This window comes from Rhizobium sp. 862_C5_N1_2 (assembly GCF_051811205.1).
Lineage (GTDB): Bacteria > Pseudomonadota > Alphaproteobacteria > Rhizobiales > Rhizobiaceae > Rhizobium > Rhizobium leguminosarum.
In genome coordinates this window covers 201,167-220,952 of sequence record NZ_JBPWPT010000002.1, presented here as the reverse complement: position 1 = coordinate 220,952, position 19,786 = coordinate 201,167, and the positions used below count along the sequence as shown (strand labels likewise).

Sequence of the window (19,786 nt, the reverse complement as noted above, 5' to 3'; positions counted from 1 at the left end):
GCTACCTTCGAGGAGACCCGCATGAAGCGCCCGAGTATCAAGCAAGCCCTGATCTTAAAGCTGTCGATCATCAGTCTGTTCATGGTTGGCCTGTCCTATGTCTCGCTGAGCACGATTTCCACACTTCGTGCCAATACTGAGCAGATCGGGACCTTCTGGATGCAGCGGCTTGTGACGGCTCGCGAGATCAAGGATGACTTCCTCGACCTGAAATTGGTCTATGCCCAGTATCTCCTGGAGGATACAGCGGAGGAGCGGAAGGTCGGACAGCAAAAAATCGATGCCGCCGGCGCCGCGGTCGAGAAAGTTGTCAGCGAATACGAAAAGGGCGTGCGCACCGAGCGTGGGCGGGAACTGATCAATCAGATCAAGCCGGAACTCGCCAAATATCGCGCGCTGTCAGAGCAAATGATCGCGTTTGAAAATGACGGGAAGACGCCTGAAGCAATCCGCCTCTTCAAGGAAAATATGGAGCCGCAAGCCGAGTTGGTGAACAAGGCGGTGGCGGATCTGGTCGCTTTCATTCTCAGCCAGGCCGAAGGCTTTGTGACCGCAAGCGGTGATTCTGCGCAATCCGCTTTCATGCTGACGGCCGCGATCGCAGGGCTGGCCGTGCTTCTTGCCATTGCCGGCATCTTCTTTGCGATATCGGGCATCGCCAACCCGATCCGAAGCATCGCTTCCGCCATGAGGCGCTTGTCGGATGGCGATCTTGACAGTGATATTCCCTATGCCGGTCGCGCCGATGAAGTCGGCGAAATGGCCGGCGCGGTTGAAATCTTTCGCCAGAATGCCCTCAACGTCGTCAGGCTTGAAAAGGAAGCCGCCGAATCTCGCAGCGAGAGCGAGGCAGCGCGCGCCGCCGCCCAGCAGCGCGCCGAACGCGAGGCGGAACAATTGCGCTTCGCGACCACGACATTGGGCGGAGGCCTCCGGCGGCTTGCAGCAGGCGACATATCCTTCCAGCTTTCGGAGCAATTTGCGGCCGAATACGAAGCCTTGCGCGAAGACTTCAACGCTTCGCTCCGGCAATTGGGCGCGACGATCGGCGCAGTGCTCCAGACGGTACACAGCATAGACAACGGTACCGGGGAGATTGCATCGGCGGCGCAGGATCTTTCCAAGCGTACCGAGCAACAAGCCGCCTCTCTCGAGGAGACGGCCGCAGCCTTGGACGAGATCACGTCGAATGTGACGATGGCGACCAAACGCACCGACGAGGCACGCAATGTGGCCAAAGAAGCCGATATCAGCGCTCAGCGGTCGGCAAGTGTGGTCTCGGAAGCGGAACAGGCCATGCGACGCATCGAGGAAAGTTCACAGCAGATTTCCAACATCATTAGTGCAATTGATGAAATCGCCTTCCAGACGAACCTCTTGGCGTTGAATGCCGGCGTTGAGGCTGCCCGTGCGGGTGAGGCGGGCAAAGGCTTTGCGGTGGTCGCCCAGGAAGTCCGTGAGCTTGCCCAGCGCGCCGCTCAAGCGGCCAAGGAGATCAAGGGCTTTATTCAAAAGTCATCAACTGACGTGGAAAATGGCGTGAAACTGGTTCTCGAAACCGGAACGTCGCTGAAGTCGATCGGTGAGTACGTCGTGCACATCAACCAACTCATGGATGCGATTGCCACATCGGCGCGTGAGCAGTCGACGGGACTTGCCGAAATCAACACGGCCGTCAATCAGATGGACCAGGCGACCCAGCAAAATGCGGCGATGGTTGAGCAGTCGACGGCTGCCGTTGCCTCATTGTCCTCCGAGGCAGGCCGTCTGCGGGATCTGGTCAACCAGTTTCAATTGGACGGCGACAAAGGCGCGGCGGACGGACAGCGCAGCGGACGGGCTTTCGAAGGCAACAGTCCAATCCACTTGGTCGCTTCGCGGCGCGTGACGCAAAGATGACGCGCGGCGGACGTCAGATCAGGTACACGCGACAACTTGGACTGCCCTTGGCAAATACGCCGGGCTAGACTTCCACCTTCATCGACCTGATCAGCGCTTCTCGCGAAGCAAGACCTGTCATTGCGCGATCACCCATCTCGTGCGCGACGAGATTGAGCAAACCTTCACAGAACACGATGTAGGCCCCCATGCTATTGCTGAAAAAGCTGCTCGTGTGGGGAATGAAAAATGCGTGTTGCGACGGCCCAACGAGGGGGGAGGCACGCGTGTCCGTCACCGCTATGACGGCGAGGCCGAGTTTGGCTGCGACTTCTGCCACGTTCGCGACACTGCGTGTGTATGGCGCGCAACTCGCCACCACCACGACGTCGCCCTTTTCGAGTTGTGCCAAGGCTTCGGCAACACCAAGGCGAGGCGCATCCAGAAGCGAGACGTCGCTCCGCAACATCCCCAGACCATAGGTCAGAAAGCTTGCAAACGCGTGGAATTGACGGACACCGTGGACCCTCACGCGGCGGGCGTTTGCAAGCAGGCCGGCGGCTTCAAGCAGCGACTTGGGGTCAAGCTGCGTCAGGAAACCGTCGATGTTGTTCTTGGTCTCGAGACCGAGCCTGTCGAAGATATGCAGCTCCTCCTCGCTGTCTTCCTTCGTGGAAAGAAGACGCCCCGCCTGCCGGCTATAGAAGTACCGATCGTCAGCGGAAAACGCCTGGCGGAAAACACTTTGCAAATCGCTGAACCCGGTAAAGCCGAGCTTCTGCGAAAGCCGCGTCAGGGTCGAAGGGTTCACCCCGAGGGTGTCGGCCAGCTCGGAAATGGTTCGAACCGCGGTCTGTTCCGGTGTGTCCACCAGCTTCGCCAACACGTCGAGAGCCTTGTTGCCGAGAGAGATGTTGGCGTTCTCACGGTTGATGCTCACCGTGAGGTTTCGGAGTTCCTCGATTGTCGCCGGTTTTGCAAATCCAGTCGCTCCATCCGTCAAAACCATGCGTCTGCCTCGATGTCACATTGTCGCGATCTTCAGGCCGGTATTTTCGAAACGTGCCGCCGATCCCGCGCTATCATAAACAGCCCAGTCGACGCTGTCCTCGCCGATTTTGAATACGGCGGTCGCAAGGGTGTTCTCGTTATCAGGATCGTCCGGCTGGGCGCGGTAGATCGGAAGAATGCGCTGTTCTTGATCCCATAGGACAGACAATGGTGCCGGCGGTTCGTCGCTTGCATCGAGAATATCCTGACCACGTTCCTGCCGAGAGCCGGAAGACCCCGTTATGATTTGCGGCTCGGATGCCATCTCCACATGGACAAGATGGTTTGCATGGACGGCTGGGTTGGTGATTTCCGCGATCGAGCAGTTCGCATGCGTGAACTCGACGCTGACCAAGCGGGACTGCCCTGCCTGCGCCAGCGTGAAGTGGAACGCGCCGGAGCGCGGTGCCTCGGATAGTAAAGTCAGTGCGGCGTCGATCGTCGCGCAGTCGAGAACGGCGCGGCTCAGCACCATCCGCGGCAATCCATCTCCGGCAAGCGTTGAGCGGATGTTGTTCACGGTAAGCACGAGACCGCTTCCATTGATCGCAAATGTATGGCCGGGTATCGATCCCGGATAGACGAATGCCGTGAATGGCTGACCCTGGTCCGGGGTGATGGTCGCCAGCCCGCATCGCGACCGCAGCCCCGGATCGCCGTCTTCGTTATGGGCTATGACCGGGAATGAACCGGGTATCTGGACCGTAGTGCAGCCATCCGGCGCCATCGCCCAGACGTCGCCTCGGCAGTTCCACGCAAAGACTTCGTCGAAGGGCAGCTCCAGTCCGTCTGCCAAGCCTGAGAGTTCCTGCAGATACTGCGGATAGCGCTCCTCGACTAATGATCTCGCCGCACGTATGCGGTCGTCGTGCCTGAGCGCCATGACCGTCGCCCAGGCATATGTCTTGACGAGGTGTCCGTGAACGAGGGACGCGCCATGACGACCGAGACCCTGTCCGATATCGTAGTGGCTTCCCGAAAGGGTCAGGCTGGCAAGGCGATAGTCTGTGTCAATGGACATGCTGCAGGAACTCGCGGAGGCGTGGATTTTCGGGGCTGTCGAGGAGAACGGCCGGATCGCCGTCAACGGCGATGTTGCCGTTCTCCATGAAGATCAGCCGGGTTCCGACCTTGCGGGCGAAACCGATTTCATGCGTCACCACGATCATCGTCATGCCCTCTTCGGCCAACGACTGCATGACGCGCAACACCTCATGACGCAGTTCCGGATCAAGCGCCGAAGTCGGTTCGTCGAACAACATCAGCTTCGGTTTGACCGCCAGGGCGCGAGCGATGGCGACACGTTGCTGCTGGCCTCCAGACAACTCCGACGGATAGTGATGGCCGCGGTCCGCTAGCCCGACCTTTGCAAGCAGCGCCGTTGCCTGTTCGGTTGCGTCCGCCTTGCTCAGGTTGCGGACCCTGCGGGGTCCAAACGCAACATTCTCGAGCGCAGTCATCTGCGGGAACAGATTGAACTGCTGAAACACCATCCCAGCTTCCTGCCGGATCAACCGGACCTTGGAACGGCTTTCCCGTACGCTGATTCCATCAACGATCAGATCGCCGCCGTTGATCTCCTCAAGCGCGTTGATGCAACGCAGCAGGGTGGACTTTCCGGATCCGGACGGGCCGATCAATACGACGACCTCACCTTCGTCAATCGTGAGATCGACGTCCTTCAAGACCGAAATCGGCCCAAAGTTCTTGGTGACATTTTTGAATTCGACGAGGCTCACAGGATTCGCATCCTTTTCTCGGTTACACGCAGGATGAGGGTCAGCGTTCCGGTCATGATCAGATAGAACACGGCAACGGCTGACCAGATTTCGACGGCGCGGAAGTTCGCCGCCATGATTTCCTGGCCCTGGCGGGTCAGTTCGCCCACACCGATGACGATGAACAGCGACGTGTCCTTCAAACTGACGATGAATTGGTTTCCGAGCGCCGGGATCATGCGCCGGAAGGCTAGTGGCCCTATGACGTAGAACAGCACTTTCCAGAGTGGAAGACCCAGTGCGAGCCCGGCTTCCTTCAATCCTTTGTGGATGGACAGAAACGATCCCCGGACGATTTCGGCGATATAGGCCCCGGCATTGACGACGATCGCGGTGATCGCCGCGGTGATCGGATTGATCCTGATATCGGCGACCAACGGAAGCGCAAAATAGATGAACATGACCTGCACGACGATCGGCGTGCCACGGATGAGTTCGACATATATGAAAGCGATCGCGTTCAGGACGACATTGCCATAGGCGCGCATCAGGCCGGCAACGATGCCGATGATAAGGCCACCGACAAGCCCGGCCAGCGCGATCATGACCGTAAGCTGCGCGCCCTTGAACAGTTCCGGCAGCGCCTGCCAGACGACCGACCATTCGAATTCCATAGAAATCATCTCCATCGAGGAAGGAGCGCCGGCGGGGCCGGCGCTGATAATCTCGTTTTGGAGATCAGCTCTTGGGCGGCTCGGTACCGAACCACTTCCTGTAGATGGTGGTATATGTGCCGTCAGCCTTCAGCTTGGCCAGCGAGGCGTTGACCTTGGCGACAAGTTCGCTGCCCTTGGGGAACGCCATGCCGTACTGCTGTGCCATCATCTGGGCACCGACGGTCTTCACTTTACCCTGGCCATTGGTCTTGATGTAATAGAGCACGTTCGGCGTGTCGTGCATCGCAGCGTCGGCGCGGCCCGTTGCAACTTCGAGATAGGCGTTGTCGCTGTTCGGGAACAGGCGCAGTTCCGAATCCTTGAAGTTCTCCTTGGCGTAGTCGGTGGCGGAAGTTCCTGTCTTCACGGCAAGCGTCTTGCCCTTGAGGTCTTCCGGTCCCTTGATAGCGCTGTCCGTCGGAACCATCAGCAGGAAGCCACTGTCATAGTAGCCGTCGGAGAAATCGATAACCTTCTTGCGTTCGTCCTTGATCGTGATGCCGGCGAGACCGACATCGACCTGTTTCGTCTGCAGGGCGGGAATGATGCCGTTGAAGTCCATCGGCTGCAGTGTGTAGGTGACGCCAATGTCCTTAGCGACAGCATCCCAGAGGTCGATGTCGAAGCCGACATACTTGTCGCCTTCCTTGAACTCGAACGGTACGAATGCCGTATCGGTGGCAACGACCAGATCGGCGGCGCGTGCCGGCAGTGAGAACGCGATTGTCGCTGCAACAGCGGCTCCAAGTAGGTATCCAAATCTCAGTCTCATGTGAGTTCCCCTTTTTTGGGCAAATGCATTCGGCGTTTGCCTTTGATCGACGTACGCAAATATAGACTGCATTATTAATGCTGTCGCATTCAAAATTTGCACTGCCGTGTCGAGAGGGTGTGAGGAATGACCAAAAGCAAGGCGCCGCTTGCCAATAACGGAAACATCCAATGCCGACGCCTAAAGACTGTCGCGGCGGTAGATCTCTGAGATTCCAACCGGTTAGCGTGAGCCGGAAATCTTGAAGTAAAACGACGGCTTTTCGAACGCGCACACAAAATGGCCAAGGCGGTCAAAAATGATCCATATAGATCACATATTTTACTCACGAAACGAATGGATCACAAATTATTACAATGTCGATTAAACCCGCGTCATGGGCGCAAATGCTGGTCTGAAATAGCGCGCAAAGCCGTTTCGCGCGCACGACAGAAAAAAGCCCGCCTCTGTGGAGGTCGGCTTCGGTCAAGAAAGCAGGAAAAGCTGATCGCTTGCTTATGCGATTGGCAAGCCATCCGGGAGGACTACGCCAGGCCGGCAACCGCCGCATCGATCGCGTCGCCGAGACGCTCTGCGATCGTGTCGATATCCCGGCACGTGACGATAAAGGGGGGTGCCAACAGAACGTGATCGCCCATTTGCCCGTCGATCGTGCCGCCCATCGGATAAACCATCAGGCCTCGCGCCATCGCTTCCCTTTTAATGCGGACGTTCAGTTTTGCCGATGGATCGAACGGCGTTTTGGTGAACCGGTCCCTGACAAGTTCAACGCCTCGGAACAATCCCCGTCCGCGGATGTCGCCGACATGGTTGTGGTTGCCGAGACGTTCGATCAGTCGGGTTTCAAGGTGATCTCCCATGGCGACCACATTGGCCAGAAGGTTTTCGTTGCGGATGACGTTTTGAACGGCAAGGCCGGCGGCGGCGGCCATCGGGTGGCCCATATAGGTGTGACCATGCTGGAAGAAACCGGACCCATTGGCGAAGGCGTCGAAGATCTTGCCCGAAAGAAGCACGGCTCCAACAGGTTGATAACCGCCGCCCAATCCCTTGGCGATGGTCATGAGATCGGGGACGACACCATCCTGTTCGCAAGCGTGAAGCGTGCCCGTCCGGCCCATCCCGCACATGACCTCGTCGAGGATAAGCAGGACGCCATACCTGTCGCAGATCGCACGAATCCTCTCGAGATAATCGGCAACCGGTGGCACTGCGCCAGACGTGGCGCCCACGACGGTCTCCGCCACGAAAGCGATGACCTGATCTTCTCCAAGTTCGAGAATCTTGTCCTCAAGCTGCTGAGCGGACCGCGCGGCGAAGGCTTCATCGGTTTCGCCTTCGCGCCGCAGCCGATAGGCGTAGCAGGGATCGATATGGTGTGTTTCGATCAGAAGAGGCCGAAACTGCGAACGCCGCCACTCGTTGCCTCCTGTCGCAAGCGCTCCCAGCGTGTTTCCGTGATAGCTCTGACGACGGGCGATGATGTGCCGGCGCCGCGGTTCGCCCTTCTCGACAAAATACTGGCGTGCCATCTTCAACGCTGCCTCGACCGCTTCCGAGCCACCGCTGACGACATAGACATGATCAAGGCCCTGCGGCGCGTCTTCGACCAACCGGTCAGCGAGCCGCTCGGCGACGTCGGTCGTGAAAAAACCGGTGTGCGCATAGGCCATAGTGTCAAGTTGTTCGTGCAATGCGGCAAGGACTGCGGGATGCGCATGGCCGAGGCACGAGACGGCCGCTCCTCCCGACGCATCGATATAACCTTTTCCATCGGCATCGAAAATTTCGATACCTTGGCCGCGCACCGCGACGGGAAGTTTCGAATGGATTGCACGATGCAGAATATGGGTCATGACCGTTTTTTCGGGTTCCGTGGTTTGAGATGAGTTTTGAACGAAGCAAACAGTTCGTCGGACCGTCTGAGCGCTTCGACCGCGTTCTCGCCTGCGTTTCCGGCGATGAGAGTGCCAAGGACTTCGGCAACGGCGAAGGCCGGCGACATCGTATGGAAGAAGGACGCACTTTCGGTAGCGACGAGCACGGCGACGGTAGCGAACTGGGCGAGAGGCGCTACTTCGCTGTCGGTCACGGCGACGACAGCGACGCCCTTTTGGTGGGCGTATTCAGCGATTTCGATGGTCGCGCGGGTATAGGGCAGAACGCTGGCAACGAGGAGCACGTCATCGATGCGCGCGTTCCCGATGGCGTCCGCGCCGGTTCCGCCCAGACCGTCCAGCATGACGGACTTCTCGCCGATCAGCGACATCATGTAATGCAACTGCCATGTGACTGAATGGCTCGACCGAAGTCCCAGGCAGTAGACCCGTCTTGCCGCAGCGAGCAGCGTGGCCGCTTCAACGATCCGGTTCAAGGATTGTGGCTCCGCCAACTGGGCGACCTGGGTGCTGATCGAGGCGAGCATGTCTGCGGCGAGCGCATGGTCGCCCTTGAGCTTCTGGCTGGCGACCTGAGCCCCGGCCTTTCCGGCAAAACCGGGCTCCTTGCCACGCACCGCCTCGGCATACATCGCACGGATCGCGTCGTATCCGTCGAGGCCGAGATGTTTTGCCAGGCGGGTCATGGTCGCAGGCTGGACACCGGCATGCTTCGATTGCTCCCGCATGGAAAGGAGGGCGACATCGCGGGGATGGTCCAGGATGTAGCGCGAAGCCGTCTGCAATTGCGCGGACATGCTGTCAAACGTGTCAATGATGGCTTGGCGAAGAGGTGCTTGGTCCATGTCTGACTTATAATCCCCTTGCAGGCAATTGCAACATATGTTTCACAAACGTATACTATGATCCGTATGGATCAAGGCGAGGAGCGCTTTCATGAGTATTGAGACTGGTTTGAAGTCCGTCGCAATAGCGGTTGCTCCGAACGGAGGCCGCAAGACCAAGCTGGAACATCCGAACCTTCCTTTGACAGCAACGGAGCTTGCCGAGACCGCCGTTCGATGCAAAGAGGCGGGCGCCGCGATGATTCATGTCCACGTTCGCAAGAATGATGGCGGCCATCTTCTCGATGCGGACGCATACCGGAAGGCGATTTCGGCTATCCGGTCACGCGTCGGTGATGACCTCGTCGTGCAGATCACCAGTGAGGCACTCGGAGTTTATACGCCGGCCGAGCAGATCGCAGTCGTCAAGGAGACATGCCCGGAAGCGGTGTCACTCGCGCTACGGGAACTTGTCCCGGACACCTCGTTCGAAGCTGCCTTCGCCGATCTCCTGGCCTGGATGGCGCGGGAGGGTGTACTCCCCCAGATCATACTCTACGATCCCTCCGAGGCTGTAGTGCTTGCGGACATGCAGACGCGCGGCCTCATACCCTGGCGCACCATTTCCGTGCTCTTTGTGCTTGGGCGATACACGGCAGAACAGACGTCGCAGCCGACCGATCTCCTGCCATTTCTGGCGACCGGCATTCCACGTTTCGAGCATTGGAGTGTTTGTGCATTCGGCTGTCATGAAGCAGCCTGCGTTTCAGCGGGCGCGCTGTTTGGAGGAAATGTGCGGGTGGGTTTTGAGAACAATACCCGGCTTCCCAATGGAGCGGCTGCATCCGGCAACGAAGATCTTGTCATCGCTGTGTCTCAGACAGTTCAGAGCTTAAATTACAAACTGGAAAGCGGCGTCGATCTCAGGCAGCGATTGATTAAACTAGCAAGTTAGCCAATGCGCCGGCGGTTCCAGCATTTGCAGAAAAGGCTACGGCAGGAATGGCGGATTGCTCACAAAGCGGTGGCATCGGATCGAAAGCCCCTTTCTCCTATGGCGTACCGCTGAATTACGGGGTCTGCGTTTCGTATCCCATCAAGGCGCTCGTCCTGCCTCTTGTCGCAAGACATTATGGGCGGCAGCGATATTCTCATATCCCGCTGCATCTTGTAGGGTCAGCATCTGCAGACCTACGGGAAAGTTCAGCGATGAAGAAGACCTTCAATCCGGCGTCGGTACGCCGGCCTTTTGGAAATTACAATCACGGCCTGCTCGTGCCGCCCGGCGCATCGCTCCTAGTCACGTCGGGCCAGCTTGGTATCGGTCTCGATGATGCTGTTCCGAGCGACATCACTGCTCAGGCGGAACTCTGCTTCGAGGCGATCAAGGCGATTCTGCAGGAGGCAGAGATGAGTTTTGCCGATGTGATCCGCATTTCGGGCTTCGTCACCCGCCGTGAGGATTTCCCGGCCTATATGGCTGTCCGGGATCGCTATACGCTCGATCCGAAGCCGGTTTCCACCTTGCTCGTCATCGGCGGTTTTACGCGCCCTGAGTTCCTCGTCGAGGTCGAGGTGACGGCCGCGAAAATCTTGTAGAGCATTTCCGTTTTTTCTTCGAAGCACCGAGAGGCTCTACCTCTTTGTTTTCACGCAATTCCCGGCAAGAGCGCTTCGCGCTTTGCCTGGCAAAACCGCGGCACACTTTTGCTCGAATTGCTCTAGAATCGCTCCATCGCGTCTCCGACGCGGGTGAGGAATTTTGCCCGCGTCTCTGGCGTGCAATTGTTCATATCGTAATGGGCGAGGAACGTCACCGGCCTCACCGGATTGATCTGCGCCCTCAGCACGCGCTTGACGATTTTCTTCGGCGGGTTGCCGGCGGCGAAGGCGCGGAAGGGCGTTGCCCCGTAAGTCAGGACGGCTGCGAGCTTGCGGATGTGGCGCAGCCGCGATTCTACCTTGCCGTTGACCAATTGGAAGGAAACACCCGGTAGCCACACACGGTCGAAATATCCCTTCAGGATAGCCGGAAAGCCGAAGTTCCAGATCGGGGTGCAGATCACCAGCCCCTCGGCCGCTTTGAGCCGGTCGACATGGGGCGCCACCAGCTTCAGATTTTCTGGATAGTCGTGATAGACGAGCCGGTCGTGGCGCGAGAGCACCGGATCGAACTGCTCTTCATAGAGGTCGCAGGCGTCCACCATATGCCCGGCCTTCTCAAGGCTCTCGACGGTCTGCCGGTAAAGCGCCTTGCCGTAACTTTCCTCGACCGGGTGAGAGTGGAGGACGAGAACCCTCATGAAGCCTCCATCAGGGCCGCCAGGCCGGGGAAGAGATAGTTCTTGCCGGCGTTGAAATCGAAATCAGGATTTTCCCACGCAATCATCTTGCCGGGATTGAGCAGGCCCTTCGGATCGGTTTCCTGCTTGAAGGCAAGCTGAACAGCGTCGGTGCGCTTCATGCCGCCTTCTTCAAGCGTATAGCGGTGCGGGTTGAAGATCGGGCATCCATTGTCCTGGTGGATCTTGATGATCTCTTCCAGCCGCTCTTCGGTGGTATAGCGGACCAACGGCAGGCCGGAGCACTGGATCTGGCCGTCAAACTTGATGAATTCGAGATGCCCCGGCACTTCGTCACCGAAAATTTCGACCATCTTCCGCACCTTGGCGACATGGTCCGGGCCTGGATATTGCACCTGCAGATAGGTGAAGCTCGGGTCGACCTTCAGCGCACGCAATGTCGTGTGGTTCCAGGCAAGCTCATAGGCATGCGGAATGCCGCGCATGCTTTCCACTTTGTCGGAGCGGAACATGATCTCGCCCTTCTGCGCCGCCGTGAAGGCAAGAAAGGCATCCATGGAGTGCGGCGCAATCATCAGCACGACGATCGACTGGCCCTGACGGATGTAAGGCTTGTGGCGGGTGAAATAATCGAAAGGAATGGGAGCGGCGATCGGCGCGATCTCCTTGACGAGGATGCCGTTGCATTTCGCCAGCGCGTCGGAGAAGCGCACCGCTTCCATGAAGTCGTCATACCCGACGAGCACATCGACCCAGTCATAGGCAGGTGCGAGCGGCATCTCAATCTCGGTGATGATGCCGTTCGTGCCGTAGGCATGGCTCACTTTCTGGAGATCCCAGCCGGTGAGATCGAGGACGCGCGGTTCGGCCTCCATGGTGACGACGCGCAGCCGCAGGATGTTGCCGAGGTCGCGCAAGCCGCCCCAGGTGATCGAGCCGACGCCGCCAGAACCGCCGGCGATGAAACCGCCGACCGTCGCCGTCTGGGCGGTGGAGGGGTGGAAACGCAGCTCTTGGCCGGAATGGGCCTTGGTCTGCTTGTCGAGTTGGGCAAGCACGATGCCCGGTTCGCAGATGACGCGGCCGGGATGGATCTCCTTGATCTTGTCCATGGCTGCAAGATTGAGAACGATGCCGCCGGAAAGTGGCATGGCCTGGCCGTAATTGCCGGTGCCGGCGCCGCGCGGCGTGACCGGCACGCCATGGGCAAAGGCGACCTTCAGCGTCCGGATGACCTCTTCCTCGGTCTTCGGTGTGACGACGATATCGGCCGTCACATTGTCGAGCTGGGCTTTGAGTACAGGCGAATACCAATAGAAATCCCGGCTCTTCTGGCGAACCAGCGCCGGATTGTCCTCAACGGCAATGCCTTCGAGTTCCTTTTTGATCTTCTGATAATCGGCCATGTCAGGCTCCAACGACGTTATCGAGTTCACGGTAATCCGGCAGGCTGCGGTCGATCACCTTGCCGCGGCGAAGCACGACGCGGTCAGACTGCGGACGGGACAGGAATTCACTCCAGCGCCGCGCGCTGAAGAGCACGAGATCGGCCGGATCGCCGGCGGCGATACGGCCCTTGTCCGACCGTCCGACGATGGCGGCGGGCGAGGTGGTGACGACGCGGGCGGCAGTATCGAGCGGATGGTCGAGATGCAAAATCCTCACGGCCTCGCGGAAGACCTCCACTGGATCGAGATCGCCATAAGCATAGAAGGGGTCACGCGTATTGTCGGATGCGACCGCGGTCGCGACACCGGCAGCGGCCAGCTCCTTGAACAGCGTGACGCCGCGCCAGCGCGGGGTGCGGCCGGGATAGCGATCCTGTAGATACATGTTGCACATCGGCAGTGCGATGACCGCGATACCTGCCTTGGCGACCAACGCGACGGTGCGCGCGGCGGTGTCTTCGTCCTGGCGGGCGAGCGAGCAGCAATGGCCGGCGGTCACCTTGCCCTCGAACCCGTTGCGCAGCACGGCCTCGGCAATTGCTTTCAGCGTCTCGGCACCGCGATCATCCGTCTCGTCCACATGCAGATCGACATCCAGGCCATGCTCCGCGGCAGTCCTGAAGAGCGTGTCGAGCTGCCAGACGAGCTCCGGCCCCATCCGGGTGACGCCGCCAAGCAGGCCGCCGCTCTGTCTGACCGTTGTGACGAGATCGGCAAAGAAGATGCTGTCTGCCATGGCATCCAGCGGGAAGAGGGCGACCGCCTGCAGTGCAATCCTGTCTCTCCAGGCATCCCGGGTTTCGGCAAAAACCTCGAAGGAGATGCGATGCTGGGGCGCAAGCGAATCCAGGTGCGTGCGGATCAGGCTGGTGCCATGGGCATAGGCGGAGCGGAGCGAGAATTCCATGCGCCGTTTGACGTCTGCGGCCGACCAGTTGGCTTCCCGGTCGGCCCTGACGGCATCGAGCGCGCCCATGAAGCTGCCGTCGGGATTGGCCTGGCGTGGCCAGATATGGCCTTTGTCGAGATGAGTATGGATATCGGCAAAACACGGCCAGACCATGCCGTCCTTGAGATCGATCCTGGCATAATCGGCGGGTGCGGCGCCGGCCGGCCGGATGGCTGCAATCATGCCGTCGCTGATGACGATATCGACCGTGGCCAGTCCCTCGGTGATTGGCACGTCGACATGCTCGAGGGTGACGGCGGGCACTGTCGCATTGCTCAGCACGAAGCGGGCCGCATTTGGCGGGGATATGAAGGAATAAGTCATCAGTTTTCCCGTTTGATGCTGCTTTCATGCCAGCGGTGAAGGCTCAGCCAGGCAATGAGGGTGGTGAGGCCGAAGATCGCTACCCCAAGCATGGAGAGCATCAACAGCGCTGCAAAGAGGCGCGGGATGTTCATCCGGTACTGCGCTTCCAGCAGGCGGAAGGCGAGGCCGGAGCCGGCACCGGCCGAGCCTGCAGCAAATTCAGCGACGACGGCGGCGATCAGCGCGAGCCCGCCGCCGATGCGAAGACCGGTCATGAAATAGGGCTGGGCGGCCGGGATCTTCAGATGGATCAACGTCTGCCAGCGCGAGGCGCCATAGAGCTCGAAGAGGTTGATGAGGTTATGGTCGACGCTCTTGAGGCCCTGCACCATGTTCGACAGGATCGGGAAGAATGCGACGAGGAAGGCGCAGATGAGCAGCGCGACCTGCGTGGAGGGAGCGTAGATCAGGATCAGCGGCGAGATCGCCACGATCGGCGTTACCTGCAGGATGACGGCAAGGGGATAGAAGGCAAGCTCGACCCAGCGCGATTGCACCAGGAAGATCGCAAAGCCGACGCCGCCGACAAGCGCCAGCATCAGCGACATGAAGGTGATCTTGGTGGTGACCCAGAGGGCAGGGGCGAGCGTACCCCAATCCGTCACGAAGGCATTTGCCACAGCGGCCGGTCCTGGCAGGATATAGGGCGGCACGCCGGACAGTTTCACATAGGCGTACCAGACGAGGATCAACAGAGCGATGACGAGGAAGGGGATTGCGATGCGCAGCGCAAGATCGCGGCGCCTTGCGCTTGCGGTACCCTTAACGAGCAGCGGCGATGTGTCTGTTTCATCACTCATCAATGATCCCCTGCCGAATTGATCGCCCCGATCAGCGAATGCGATACCGTTTCGCAGGCCTTGCGGTATTCTTCCGAGGTGCGGTAGTGCGCGTCGCGTTCGAGGCTGGTGATCAGCGGGACGTCGGCATGCACGCGCCCGGGCCTTGCCTTCATCACGACGATGCGGTTCGAGAGATAGGCGGACTCGAAGACCGAATGCGTCACGAAAATCACCGTAATGCCGGTCGCCTTCCACAGCCGCAGCACGTCGTCGTTGAGTTTCTGGCGGGTGATCTCATCGAGCGCGGCGAAAGGCTCGTCCATCAGCAGCAGCTTCGGCTTCGTCACCAGCGCACGGGCGATCGAGACGCGCATCTTCATGCCGCCGGAGAGTTCGCGCGGATAGGCCTTGGCAAAATCCTGAAGGCCGACAGTGGTCAGCACTTCCATGATCTGATCATGCGCGGCTGCCTTCGAAACGCGCCTCAACCTCAGCGGCAGATGGACATTGTCGAACACGTTCTTCCAGGGCATCAACGTCGGCTCCTGGAAGACAAAGCCGATATCGCCCTCCGGCAGACCTCTGGAATTGATGCGCGAACTCGGCCAGTCGATCGTTCCCGAGGTGACATCGCCGAGACCGGCTATGATGCGCAGCGCCGTCGACTTGCCGCAGCCGGAAGGGCCGAGCAGGCTGACAAACTCGCCGCTTTCGACCGTGAGCGACATGTTCGAAAGAGCGACAGTGCCGCTGGAAAAGACCTTCGAGACCGACTGCATGACAACAAGCGGCCGCTTGCGCGTCTCTTTCGGGGATACCGCCTGGGTGTCTGCTGGGAGCATTGCTGTCTCGTTCATGCGGGAGGATACGGCCCGCCACGTCCTCAATGGCGGACCAGGGGAGAGCCGTCGGTCGGCCTACTTCTTCAGTGCCACGCCGGTGCTCTTGCAGACGAACTTCGTCGTAAACGCTTTGGTGTAATCCGTCTCCGGCTTGAAGACCTTGATCGCCACCATCTCGTTGAAGAACGTCTTGTAGTGCGCATCGGTGATGCAGCCGATGCCCTTGTCGAGGCTGTCGCCGGATTCGATGATGCCGTATTCCTTCATCTTGGCGACCGAGTAGGCGAGCTGGCCATCCGTCATTTCAGGATTATCCTTCTTGATCAGCTCGTTCGCCTTGCTGTTGTCGCCATGGAGGTAGTTGTACCAGCCCTCGATCGAGGCATCGACGAAGCGCTGCACGACATCGGACTTGCTGTCGATCATCGCCTGTGTTGTCGTGATCATCGTCGAATAGGGCGAGTAGCCGTTGTCGGCGAGCAGGAAGACCTTCGGCTCGAAGCCTGCCTGCTTCTGGATCTCGTAAGGTTCGGAGGTCAGGTACCCCTGCTGGGCAGAGTCCTTGTCTGCGAGGAAGGGGGCGGGACTGAAGTTATAGGGCTTGTACTGCTCGTCCTTGAAACCTTTGAAGTTTGCCTTCATCCATTCGAAATAGGTGAGGTAGCCGTCCTTGCTGAGGAACAGCGTTTTCAGCTTGGCGAGGTCCTCGAACTTGTCGACGCCATTGTCCGGATGGGCGATCAGCACCTGCGGATCCTTTTGGAAGATCGCGGCGACATCGACCAGCGGAATGCCCTGTTCGACGGCGGATATTTCGCCCTGAGGGCCGCCCATGTAGAAATCGAGCTTGCCGGAGATCAGTAGCGCGCTGTTTGCAGCATTCGGGCCGCCCTGGACGATGGTGACGTCGAGGCCGTATTTTGCATAGGTGCCGTCGGCGACGGCTTGGTAGAAGCCGCCATGTTCCGCCTGGGCAAGCCAGTTCGTCCCGTAGCTCACCTTGTCGAGGGCAAGCGCCGGCGAGGCGGCGGCAAGCATCGAGGCGAGGCCGAGGCAGCCCAGGAATTGCATCTTCGTCTGTGCTTTCAACATGGTCGGCAGTTCCCCTTTTGTGGTCGAGGGACGCCTTTCTCGGCTCCCTTTTGAGGGAATTTGAGCCATTGCCATGCGCTTTGAAAAGCATCAAAATTCGTGCGCATTGATGCCTTTTCGGCATCTCTGGGAAAGCTGAAGATAATTTGTGCGTCCTGCGCAAAATTTATGCATTGGAGAGATCATGTTGCACTCCAGACGCCTTCTTTACATCAATGAGATCGCCCGTTGCGGTTCGATCCGCAAGGCGGCCGCGCGCCTCAACGTGGCGTCTTCGGCGGTCAACAGGCAGATTTTGGCGCTGGAGGAGGAGATCGGGGCGCCGCTTTTCGAGCGGCTGCCGCGTGGCCTGCGGCTGACGGCTGCCGGCGAACTCTGTATCGAGCATATCCGGGACGTGCTGAAGAATTACGAGCGCCTCGAGGGGCGCATCCGCAGCCTCAAGATGCAGCAGGCGGGAAAGGTGCGCATGGTGACGACCGTTGGGCTTGCCGCCGGGCCGCTGCCCGAAATCATCGCGCGCTTTCTTTCAGAACATCCGCGCGTCTTCGTCCAGCTGCGCAACGATACCGGCGGCACGACGGCCAGCCCCGTTGTATCAGGCGAAGTGGATATTGGTCTCGGCTTCAACATCCCAGCCACGCCGGGCATCCGCACGCTCGGAAATTTCGATATCCCGATCGGTGTCGTGCTGCCGCCGGGGCATCACCTGATCGGTCCCGGACCGATCAACCTCGCCGATGTCACTCAGGAAAAACTGGTTCTGGCGCAGCCGGGCACCAGCCTGCGCGAGGTGATCAACCTTGCTTTTGCGCGCCTGCCCATCTCGGTCGAGCCGGTACTGGAAACCAATGCATCGGAGATGCTGAAACAGCTCGTCAAATGCGGCACGGGGCTGACGCTGCTCAATCCGCTCGACGTCATCACCGAATGCCGGCGCGGTGAACTGGTCTTCCGGCCGATCGCCGAGCCGCATGCGCGTTACCAGCAGATGAAGCTGTTTGCCCGCGCCCGCGCGCCCCTCGACGCGGCCACCAGCCTTTTCGTCGAATATCTGCTCGCCGAACTGCTCGGCCTGGTGCAGGAATTGCAGGCCAAGGGTCATATCCCACCGGATGTGAAACCCGCGGCTGAGCCTATTTCACATAGAGATTCGAAAGCGGATAGGCCTTGAGATCCTGGAGCAGCTCGACAAACCCCTTGACCTGATGGCGGCAGATCGCCTCGCCCTTTTCGGCTTTGGCGATCGAGGCATCGCCGACAACGCCGAAGGGATTGAGGTCATGCGCGATCCAGGCCAGCGAATGCGGCGGCAGAGGCTGAAGAAATTTGGATTGCTCCCGCATCCCTTCGGCCTTCGAGGTAAAATTTTGGGCCTTGTCCATGCGCACCAGTTCGGGGCGGAAGTGCAGCATCAACGACGTCTCGACATCGCCGCCGTGGATGCCGTATTTGCTCTCGTGATCGCTGACCATACCTTCCGGATGACCGAAACGGCCCCATTGGGTGGAGACCACCGCCATTTGATGGCGCACGCGCAGTTCGCGCGCGACGATGCTCATGATGTCGACATTGCCGCCGTGGGAATTGACGATCACCATCTTCCGCAGCCCGGCTTCGGCAACCTTCGCACCAATCGCCGTCCAGACGGGGATGAGCAGCTCGGCACTGAGCGACAGCGTGCCGGGGCCGTAGATGTGTTCGTTGGCCTTGCCGATCTCCTGTGTCGGAAGGACCAGGATATCCAGATCCTTCGGCCGCTGCCTCTTCAGCTCCGCCAGCATGCCGGTCGCGATGGCGACATCCGTTGCGATCGGCAGATGCGGGCCGTGCTGTTCCGTCGAGGCGATAGGCAGAACGGCAATCGTGGTCTCGGGGGAGAGGCCGGCAAAATCGTATGTATTGAGCTCGTTCCAGTAAAACGGCGTAGCCATGCGGTCTTCCCTTTTCGTCACCTGCTTCGATAGGGAGTAGGGAATAAAGATAAGCCGGAAAAGCATCATTTTTTGCGCATGGCGCTGCTTTTTTTCGTACGCATCAGCGGGCGTCACTCCTCCGGCGTAGGCATGGTCGGCAACCGCATCGACGAGACGCTGCGCCGACGCTTCCGCATCCAAGGCAACTTCATTGAATATGTGGCTCGCAGCCTCGACGTCGATACGCCAGACGATATCGTGGCCGCCGGCGGCGCAATGAAGAACTAACTCGCGGGATGGCAGCGAGATGGTTCGCCCTATCTGATGACCGTTGCATTCGATCTGGAAGCACCACGCCTAGAGCGCCGCGCGTCTTTCAGACGCGTTAAGGGCGCTCTATCTCTTTGAATTAGCGCATAATCCTCTCCGAAATTCGGTTCCGATTTTCGGGGTTATGCGCTAGAGCCTCATCTGGCCGCCATGCTCGCGACCAGATCGCTGAACCTCTCGCCCTGAATGCCGACATGACCCCGCAGCAGCCGGCGGGCCTCATCTCCATCTCCGGCAAAGATCGCATCGACGATGGCGCAATGTTCCAAGAAGGACGTCGACAGGCGGTTGCGCACACGTAGTTGGAGGCGGCGATAAGGCCGCAGGCGTCGATGCAATTGCAGACATTGCTGCTCAAGGAAATCGCTTCGGCCGGCGGCGTAGATGGCCTTATGGAACTCCTCATTGTCGTAATAATAGGCATCACTGTCACCGGCAGCGGCTGATTGCTCACAGCGGCCGTGGGTGGCCGTGATCGCTTCTCGAGAGGTCTTGTCCAGCCGCCGCGCGGCGAGCGACCCGGCCAGGCCCTCCAGTTCCGCCATAACTTCGAACATCTCATAGACGCGGTGCGGCCCCGGATCGATGACAACAGCACCTCTGCGCGGTCGAATTTCGATGAGACCAATGGCATCGAGCTGCATCAGCGCCTCGCGCACCGGCGTGCGGGAGACCCCGAAACGCGTCGCAAGCACCGTTTCGTCGAGCCGCTCACCGGGAGAGAACTCGTTGGAAAGAATTGAATTTTCAATCTCATCCCGAAGCCATCGGCCGACATTCTCGGACATTCGTTTCACTTTCCTCATACAAAAATGCTATTCTTGTATACACGATTGTTGACCTCGTGTACGAAGAGTGGCATTTTACATACTACCGGTGAAACCCGAGGATGGGAAGCAGCC

Annotated in this window: 20 protein-coding genes; 5 read left to right on the top strand and 15 right to left on the bottom strand. The window is 59.3% G+C overall.

Annotation, left to right across the window (positions count from 1 at the left end; translation table 11 throughout):
* Positions 1-21: 21 nt before the first annotated feature.
* Complete coding sequence (locus tag ACD590_RS25370) at positions 22-1,899, top strand: HAMP domain-containing methyl-accepting chemotaxis protein (protein WP_131591022.1); 1,878 nt, start codon at positions 22-24, stop codon at positions 1,897-1,899.
* A gap of 64 nt (positions 1,900-1,963) precedes the next feature.
* On the opposite strand, the gene ACD590_RS25365 is transcribed toward ACD590_RS25370, so the two are convergent.
* The 7 genes from ACD590_RS25365 to ACD590_RS25335 form a co-directional block, all read right to left on the bottom strand.
* Positions 1,964-2,887 carry a MurR/RpiR family transcriptional regulator gene (locus ACD590_RS25365; protein ID WP_018245564.1) on the bottom strand — a complete coding sequence of 308 codons (924 nt, stop codon included), beginning with the start codon at positions 2,885-2,887 and terminating at the stop codon, positions 1,964-1,966.
* 15 nt (positions 2,888-2,902) lie between these two features.
* Positions 2,903-3,949, bottom strand: a complete 1,047-nt coding sequence (locus ACD590_RS25360; RefSeq protein ID WP_131714453.1) for a C45 family autoproteolytic acyltransferase/hydolase — start codon at positions 3,947-3,949, stop codon at positions 2,903-2,905.
* Positions 3,939-4,667 carry a glutamine ABC transporter ATP-binding protein GlnQ gene (gene glnQ / locus ACD590_RS25355; RefSeq protein ID WP_131590918.1) on the bottom strand — a complete coding sequence of 243 codons (729 nt, stop codon included), beginning with the start codon at positions 4,665-4,667 and terminating at the stop codon, positions 3,939-3,941. The genes ACD590_RS25360 and glnQ overlap by 11 nt, the downstream gene beginning before the upstream one ends.
* Positions 4,664-5,320, bottom strand: a complete 657-nt coding sequence (gene glnP / locus ACD590_RS25350) for a glutamine ABC transporter permease GlnP (protein ID WP_131590917.1) — start codon at positions 5,318-5,320, stop codon at positions 4,664-4,666. Before glnP ends, glnQ begins: the two co-directional genes overlap by 4 nt.
* Positions 5,321-5,384: 64 nt before the next feature.
* Complete coding sequence (gene glnH / locus ACD590_RS25345) at positions 5,385-6,134, bottom strand: glutamine ABC transporter substrate-binding protein GlnH (protein WP_439003637.1); 750 nt, start codon at positions 6,132-6,134, stop codon at positions 5,385-5,387.
* 524 nt (positions 6,135-6,658) lie between these two features.
* Positions 6,659-7,990, bottom strand: coding sequence for an aspartate aminotransferase family protein (locus ACD590_RS25340; RefSeq protein ID WP_131714452.1), 1,332 nt, complete (start codon positions 7,988-7,990; stop codon positions 6,659-6,661).
* Entirely contained in the window at positions 7,987-8,877 is an 891-nt protein-coding gene (locus tag ACD590_RS25335) for a MurR/RpiR family transcriptional regulator (protein ID WP_131590914.1), read from the bottom strand. The genes ACD590_RS25340 and ACD590_RS25335 overlap by 4 nt, the downstream gene beginning before the upstream one ends.
* Positions 8,878-8,968: 91 nt before the next feature.
* Here ACD590_RS25335 and ACD590_RS25330 point away from each other — a divergent pair, with 91 nt between their 5' ends.
* Together ACD590_RS25330 and ACD590_RS25325 are read left to right on the top strand one after the other, a co-directional pair.
* Positions 8,969-9,811 carry a 3-keto-5-aminohexanoate cleavage protein gene (locus ACD590_RS25330; protein WP_245503993.1) on the top strand — a complete coding sequence of 281 codons (843 nt, stop codon included), beginning with the start codon at positions 8,969-8,971 and terminating at the stop codon, positions 9,809-9,811.
* 254 nt (positions 9,812-10,065) lie between these two features.
* Positions 10,066-10,455 (top strand): RidA family protein, encoded by a 390-nt coding sequence (locus tag ACD590_RS25325; protein WP_018245570.1) that lies wholly within the window; start codon positions 10,066-10,068, stop codon positions 10,453-10,455.
* Between the two features lie 122 nt (positions 10,456-10,577).
* Here ACD590_RS25325 and ACD590_RS25320 read toward each other — a convergent pair whose 3' ends face one another.
* The 6 genes from ACD590_RS25320 to ACD590_RS25295 form a co-directional block, all read right to left on the bottom strand.
* On the bottom strand, positions 10,578-11,159 hold the full coding sequence (locus ACD590_RS25320) for an NAD(P)H-dependent oxidoreductase (protein WP_018245571.1): 582 nt from the start codon (positions 11,157-11,159) through the stop codon (positions 10,578-10,580).
* Positions 11,156-12,565, bottom strand: coding sequence for an FAD-binding oxidoreductase (locus ACD590_RS25315; protein ID WP_018245572.1), 1,410 nt, complete (start codon positions 12,563-12,565; stop codon positions 11,156-11,158). The genes ACD590_RS25320 and ACD590_RS25315 overlap by 4 nt, the downstream gene beginning before the upstream one ends.
* Before the next feature lies 1 nt (position 12,566).
* Positions 12,567-13,880 (bottom strand): cytosine deaminase, encoded by a 1,314-nt coding sequence (locus tag ACD590_RS25310; RefSeq protein ID WP_131714450.1) that lies wholly within the window; start codon positions 13,878-13,880, stop codon positions 12,567-12,569.
* Positions 13,880-14,722, bottom strand: a complete 843-nt coding sequence (locus tag ACD590_RS25305) for an ABC transporter permease (protein ID WP_032981327.1) — start codon at positions 14,720-14,722, stop codon at positions 13,880-13,882. The genes ACD590_RS25310 and ACD590_RS25305 overlap by 1 nt, the downstream gene beginning before the upstream one ends.
* Positions 14,722-15,546 carry an ABC transporter ATP-binding protein gene (locus ACD590_RS25300; RefSeq protein WP_128403272.1) on the bottom strand — a complete coding sequence of 275 codons (825 nt, stop codon included), beginning with the start codon at positions 15,544-15,546 and terminating at the stop codon, positions 14,722-14,724. The genes ACD590_RS25305 and ACD590_RS25300 overlap by 1 nt, the downstream gene beginning before the upstream one ends.
* A gap of 75 nt (positions 15,547-15,621) precedes the next feature.
* Positions 15,622-16,638 carry an ABC transporter substrate-binding protein gene (locus ACD590_RS25295; protein WP_131590911.1) on the bottom strand — a complete coding sequence of 339 codons (1,017 nt, stop codon included), beginning with the start codon at positions 16,636-16,638 and terminating at the stop codon, positions 15,622-15,624.
* Positions 16,639-16,822: 184 nt separating this feature from the next.
* Here ACD590_RS25295 and ACD590_RS25290 point away from each other — a divergent pair, with 184 nt between their 5' ends.
* Complete coding sequence (locus ACD590_RS25290; protein ID WP_003562367.1) at positions 16,823-17,812, top strand: LysR family transcriptional regulator; 990 nt, start codon at positions 16,823-16,825, stop codon at positions 17,810-17,812.
* On the opposite strand, the gene ACD590_RS25285 is transcribed toward ACD590_RS25290, so the two are convergent.
* Entirely contained in the window at positions 17,775-18,641 is an 867-nt protein-coding gene (locus ACD590_RS25285; RefSeq protein ID WP_439003636.1) for a creatininase family protein, read from the bottom strand. The genes ACD590_RS25290 and ACD590_RS25285 overlap by 38 nt on opposite strands.
* A gap of 9 nt (positions 18,642-18,650) precedes the next feature.
* Here ACD590_RS25285 and ACD590_RS25280 point away from each other — a divergent pair, with 9 nt between their 5' ends.
* Positions 18,651-18,842 (top strand): hypothetical protein, encoded by a 192-nt coding sequence (locus ACD590_RS25280; RefSeq protein ID WP_439004045.1) that lies wholly within the window; start codon positions 18,651-18,653, stop codon positions 18,840-18,842.
* Between the two features lie 179 nt (positions 18,843-19,021).
* Here ACD590_RS25280 and ACD590_RS25275 read toward each other — a convergent pair whose 3' ends face one another.
* Positions 19,022-19,672: a GntR family transcriptional regulator gene (locus tag ACD590_RS25275; RefSeq protein ID WP_026188687.1), complete on the bottom strand. Its 651-nt coding sequence runs from the start codon at positions 19,670-19,672 to the stop codon at positions 19,022-19,024.
* Between the last annotated feature and the right edge of the window lie 114 nt (positions 19,673-19,786).

Excerpts from the sequence above, each read along its gene's own strand:
- ACD590_RS25370 (WP_131591022.1), top strand. The coding sequence starts at position 22 with ATGAAGCGCCCGAGTATCAAGCAAGCCCTGATCTTAAAGCTGTCGATC.
- ACD590_RS25365 (WP_018245564.1), bottom strand. The coding sequence starts at position 2,887 with ATGGTTTTGACGGATGGAGCGACTGGATTTGCAAAACCGGCGACAATC.
- ACD590_RS25360 (WP_131714453.1), bottom strand. The coding sequence starts at position 3,949 with ATGTCCATTGACACAGACTATCGCCTTGCCAGCCTGACCCTTTCGGGA.
- glnP (WP_131590917.1), bottom strand. The coding sequence starts at position 5,320 with ATGGAATTCGAATGGTCGGTCGTCTGGCAGGCGCTGCCGGAACTGTTC.
- glnH (WP_439003637.1), bottom strand. The coding sequence starts at position 6,134 with ATGAGACTGAGATTTGGATACCTACTTGGAGCCGCTGTTGCAGCGACA.
- ACD590_RS25340 (WP_131714452.1), bottom strand. The coding sequence starts at position 7,990 with ATGACCCATATTCTGCATCGTGCAATCCATTCGAAACTTCCCGTCGCG.
- ACD590_RS25335 (WP_131590914.1), bottom strand. The coding sequence starts at position 8,877 with ATGGACCAAGCACCTCTTCGCCAAGCCATCATTGACACGTTTGACAGC.
- ACD590_RS25330 (WP_245503993.1), top strand. The coding sequence starts at position 8,969 with ATGAGTATTGAGACTGGTTTGAAGTCCGTCGCAATAGCGGTTGCTCCG.
- ACD590_RS25325 (WP_018245570.1), top strand. The coding sequence starts at position 10,066 with ATGAAGAAGACCTTCAATCCGGCGTCGGTACGCCGGCCTTTTGGAAAT.
- ACD590_RS25320 (WP_018245571.1), bottom strand. The coding sequence starts at position 11,159 with ATGAGGGTTCTCGTCCTCCACTCTCACCCGGTCGAGGAAAGTTACGGC.
- ACD590_RS25315 (WP_018245572.1), bottom strand. The coding sequence starts at position 12,565 with ATGGCCGATTATCAGAAGATCAAAAAGGAACTCGAAGGCATTGCCGTT.
- ACD590_RS25310 (WP_131714450.1), bottom strand. The coding sequence starts at position 13,880 with ATGACTTATTCCTTCATATCCCCGCCAAATGCGGCCCGCTTCGTGCTG.
- ACD590_RS25305 (WP_032981327.1), bottom strand. The coding sequence starts at position 14,722 with ATGAGTGATGAAACAGACACATCGCCGCTGCTCGTTAAGGGTACCGCA.
- ACD590_RS25300 (WP_128403272.1), bottom strand. The coding sequence starts at position 15,546 with ATGCTCCCAGCAGACACCCAGGCGGTATCCCCGAAAGAGACGCGCAAG.
- ACD590_RS25295 (WP_131590911.1), bottom strand. The coding sequence starts at position 16,638 with ATGTTGAAAGCACAGACGAAGATGCAATTCCTGGGCTGCCTCGGCCTC.
- ACD590_RS25290 (WP_003562367.1), top strand. The coding sequence starts at position 16,823 with ATGTTGCACTCCAGACGCCTTCTTTACATCAATGAGATCGCCCGTTGC.
- ACD590_RS25285 (WP_439003636.1), bottom strand. The coding sequence starts at position 18,641 with ATGATGCTTTTCCGGCTTATCTTTATTCCCTACTCCCTATCGAAGCAG.
- ACD590_RS25280 (WP_439004045.1), top strand. The coding sequence starts at position 18,651 with ATGGCGCTGCTTTTTTTCGTACGCATCAGCGGGCGTCACTCCTCCGGC.
- ACD590_RS25275 (WP_026188687.1), bottom strand. The coding sequence starts at position 19,672 with ATGTCCGAGAATGTCGGCCGATGGCTTCGGGATGAGATTGAAAATTCA.